2 protein-coding genes and 5 tRNA genes are annotated in these 3295 nt (G+C 44.3%); all 7 read left to right on the top strand.

Annotation, left to right across the window (positions count from 1 at the left end):
• Positions 1-71 precede the first annotated feature (71 nt).
• The 7 genes from HMPREF3090_RS03800 to HMPREF3090_RS03835 all read left to right on the top strand — a co-directional run bounded on the left by HMPREF3090_RS03800 (position 72) and on the right by HMPREF3090_RS03835 (position 3264).
• Positions 72-142, top strand: a tRNA-Trp gene (locus HMPREF3090_RS03800).
• Between the two features lie 19 nt (positions 143-161).
• Positions 162-234, top strand: a tRNA-His gene (locus tag HMPREF3090_RS03805).
• Between the two features lie 8 nt (positions 235-242).
• Positions 243-314, top strand: a tRNA-Gln gene (locus HMPREF3090_RS03810).
• A gap of 18 nt (positions 315-332) precedes the next feature.
• Positions 333-403, top strand: a tRNA-Cys gene (locus HMPREF3090_RS03815).
• Between the two features lie 21 nt (positions 404-424).
• A tRNA-Leu gene (locus HMPREF3090_RS03820) sits at positions 425-510 on the top strand.
• 201 nt (positions 511-711) lie between these two features.
• Positions 712-1455, top strand: coding sequence for a beta/alpha barrel domain-containing protein (locus HMPREF3090_RS03825; RefSeq protein ID WP_067975157.1), 744 nt, complete (start codon positions 712-714; stop codon positions 1453-1455).
• 414 nt (positions 1456-1869) lie between these two features.
• Positions 1870-3264 carry a L,D-transpeptidase family protein gene (locus HMPREF3090_RS03835; RefSeq protein ID WP_070485963.1) on the top strand — a complete coding sequence of 465 codons (1395 nt, stop codon included), beginning with the start codon at positions 1870-1872 and terminating at the stop codon, positions 3262-3264.
• The last annotated feature ends 31 nt before the right edge of the window (positions 3265-3295 follow it).

Raw genomic sequence — 3295 nt, forward strand, 5'->3', positions numbered from 1 at the left:
CGGGTTCATAGGTTCGAATCCTATTCCCACCATTACAATCTTTTTAAAGGTTGTCAGGGATTTAATTGAATAGGGACATAGTTTAACGGTAGAACTACGGTCTCCAAAACCGTCAATGTGGGTTCGATTCCTACTGTCCCTGTTTTATCCATTTTAATATGGCGGATGTGGCGAAGTGGTTAACGCATCGGATTGTGGCTCCGACACTCGGGGGTTCGATTCCCCTCATTCGCCCTTATTATTGGGGTATCGCCAAGTGGTAAGGCAACAGACTTTGACTCTGTTATGCGTTGGTTCGAATCCAGCTACCCCAGTTTTATATTTTAAAGTATGGCGGTATAGCCAAGTGGTAAGGCATGGGTCTGCAAAACCTTGATCGCCGGTTCAAATCCGACTACCGCCTTTCTTTGCCTTCATACGATATGCCGACGTGGCGGAATTGGCAGACGCGTTGGACTCAAAATCCAATGTCCTTTACCGGACGTGTGGGTTCGACCCCCACCGTCGGCATTCTAAGCTCAAATAAGAGCGTCAAAGAATTTTAGAACATCCTAGAAATATTGTTAAATCAATGTTTCTAGGATGTTCTTTGTTTTAGAAAAATCAAAAAGAATCAAAGAATATCCTTTTATTTTACTAGTCAAAATGGTTTTCTTTGCCTTCTAAAAGATGATAAAATATAGCTGAATTTAAAAAAAGGAGCTATTAGACGTGAAAACACCCAAAAAAACACCGAGTGTGAGCTCGGCTTTAAGAAAAGATACCCTCAAAGTTCCTGATGTGATTCGTGACGCTTCTGGTATCCGGATCTATGGGCGTCGCTTAAAATCCTTTCTCTTTTCAACGGATGTTGCGACAATTTGCTATAGCAATGCAGATGCGATTCTGGCTGTTTATCCGCAAACGCCGCATCCATCTATTGTCTCAGCCATCTCAACTGTCAGCACAGCCCCAGTCTTTGCAGGCGTTGGTGGCGGCTTAACTAGCGGTAAGCGCAGCGCGGATATTGCTTTATTTGCAGAAGCAGAGGGAGTTATGGGCGTCGTTGTTAATGCCCCAATGCCGGTTGAAACTATCGAGATGATTGAGGGAACCATTGATTCTCCCATTATCGCGACGATTGTATCTGCCTATAATGATATCGATGCCCGGCTCAAAGCAGGTGTGGATATTCTCAATGTTGCGAGCGGTAAGGATACCCCTAATTTGGTAGCCTGGATCCGTGAACGCTATCCAGATGTTCCTATCATTGCGACAGGGGGCAAGACTGATGACAGCATTCGCGAAGTCATTGCGGCGGGGGCCAATGCCATTTCTTGGACACCGCCTACGACGGGTGAGCTCTTCAAAAAGAAAATGGATGTCTACCGCAAGGAAAGACGGGAAGAATTCATTGAAAGTCATGATGGGATGACTCTTAACGAGTATGAGCAACACTTAGAAGACCAAGATTAGGATTTTTTGCGAAAGGCGAACCAGTAAATGGAGAGGCCAACACTGAGGAAAATAATAAGAAACATCAGGTAAACTAGTAGACGAACAACCAGGCTGGGTTGGAGGCTGAGGATATATAGACCTGAAAAAACCGCAGTAACCATTAATATAATACTGGACAGAATGAGTAAAAATTCTTGAAATTTAGACTGTGGAGGCATGGAAACTTCCTTTCAATTACTTTTCTTTCATGATGACCTTTATTGCTAGGAAAGGCAAGTTAAAAGTTTAAAAAATTATTCAGAAGGTCTAATATGTTTTACAAAGCCCACTAAATCGTGTATTCTATAAGGTGTAGAAATAACTGAAAGTTTATTCATGAGGACATCCTTAAAAGGAGGTCCTTTATTTATCGAAGAAAATGGAGGGAAATATATGTCTAGGCAGAATGAGTCTTCGAAGGGACTAGTGTGGGGACTAGCTATCGCCCTTGTGGTTGTATTGGGACTATATGGTGGGGGAGCTTACTATTATAGTCAGCATTTTCTTCCCCGTACTCAGGTCTCCGCTACGACGGTTTCAAATATGAGCTTAGAAGAAGCGGACCAAAAAGTTTCAGAAAAAATTGCGGGTCAAACTATTGATGTGAAAGAAGGGGACAAGGAAGTTGCCCAACTGCCAATCGATAGTTTGGGACTGCCGATTGAAAGCCAAACCGCATTGAAAAAAATGCTCGATGAACAAAATCAATGGGCTTGGCCGCTCGCCTTCTTTACAGACCGTCAACTTCAAGGTAAGTATGTCGATGGAGACTTGGATGGGGCAACTATTGATAAGATTATGAACCAATTAGGGATTGATAATTCCCAGCGTAAAGAATCCGAAAACGCTCGCTTGGAGAATTCTTCAGACCAAGGTTTCACAGTTGTTGACTCGGTCCAAGGGAATCAAATTTCAGCAGATGCCTTGCAAGATTTGTTCAATAAGAATATCGATAACGGCAACTACCAGGTTAACTTAGCGGATGCTTACATCCAACCAACCCTTAAGGAAGACGATCCGAGCTTGCAATCTAAGATCAAAAAACTCGATGATATTAAGGGGTCAAAATTGGTCCTTAAAGTTGATGGTAAGGAACACCAGATTCCTGAAGAAGAAATTGCTAGCTGGTTGTATATTGATGACCAAGGGGAGCCCGCTGTTGATATGGACCAGGTTAACGTCTATCTCCAAGGCTTAAACCAAGAAATTTCTGGTCTTTTAACTTCTCATGACTTCCAGTCCACCATGGCCGGTGTCGTGACAGTTCAGCCAGGGACTTACGGCTGGTATATCGACCGCTCCAAAGCAGCTGATGAAGTTGCCCAAGCAGCCTTAAAAGGTAAAGATACCGTCATCGAACCATCCATTGCTGGCTCCGGTTACGGGCAAGATAACTTCTTTGGTCAGGACTATGTGGAAGTCGATATGATTAACCAAAAGATGTTCATCTATCTCAATGGCGAATTGCAATTGAGCACGGATATCGTATCTGGTCACGATATGACCCCAACTAATCCAGGGGCTTTCGCAGTGAACAACATGCAGTCACCATCAGTCCTCCGCGGCTACGATCCAAAGACAGGTAACAAGTATGCCTCTCCTGTATCCTATTGGGTGCCCTTTGACTATGTCGGACAAGGCATCCACGACGCCAACTGGCAACCCGTCTTTGGCGGCGGTTGGTACCACCAAAACGGCTCAAACGGCTGCATCAACGTCCAACCCTCCGTCATGCCAACCGTCTACTCCCTCGTCCACGTCGGCATGCCAGTCGTCGTATTTAATTAAGGGTGTGAAGGCTAGCGGGAGAAATAGACCT

Origin of the sequence: Aerococcus sp. HMSC23C02, from assembly GCF_001806805.1 — a bacterium.
Classification (GTDB): Bacteria; Bacillota; Bacilli; order Lactobacillales; family Aerococcaceae; genus Aerococcus; species Aerococcus sanguinicola.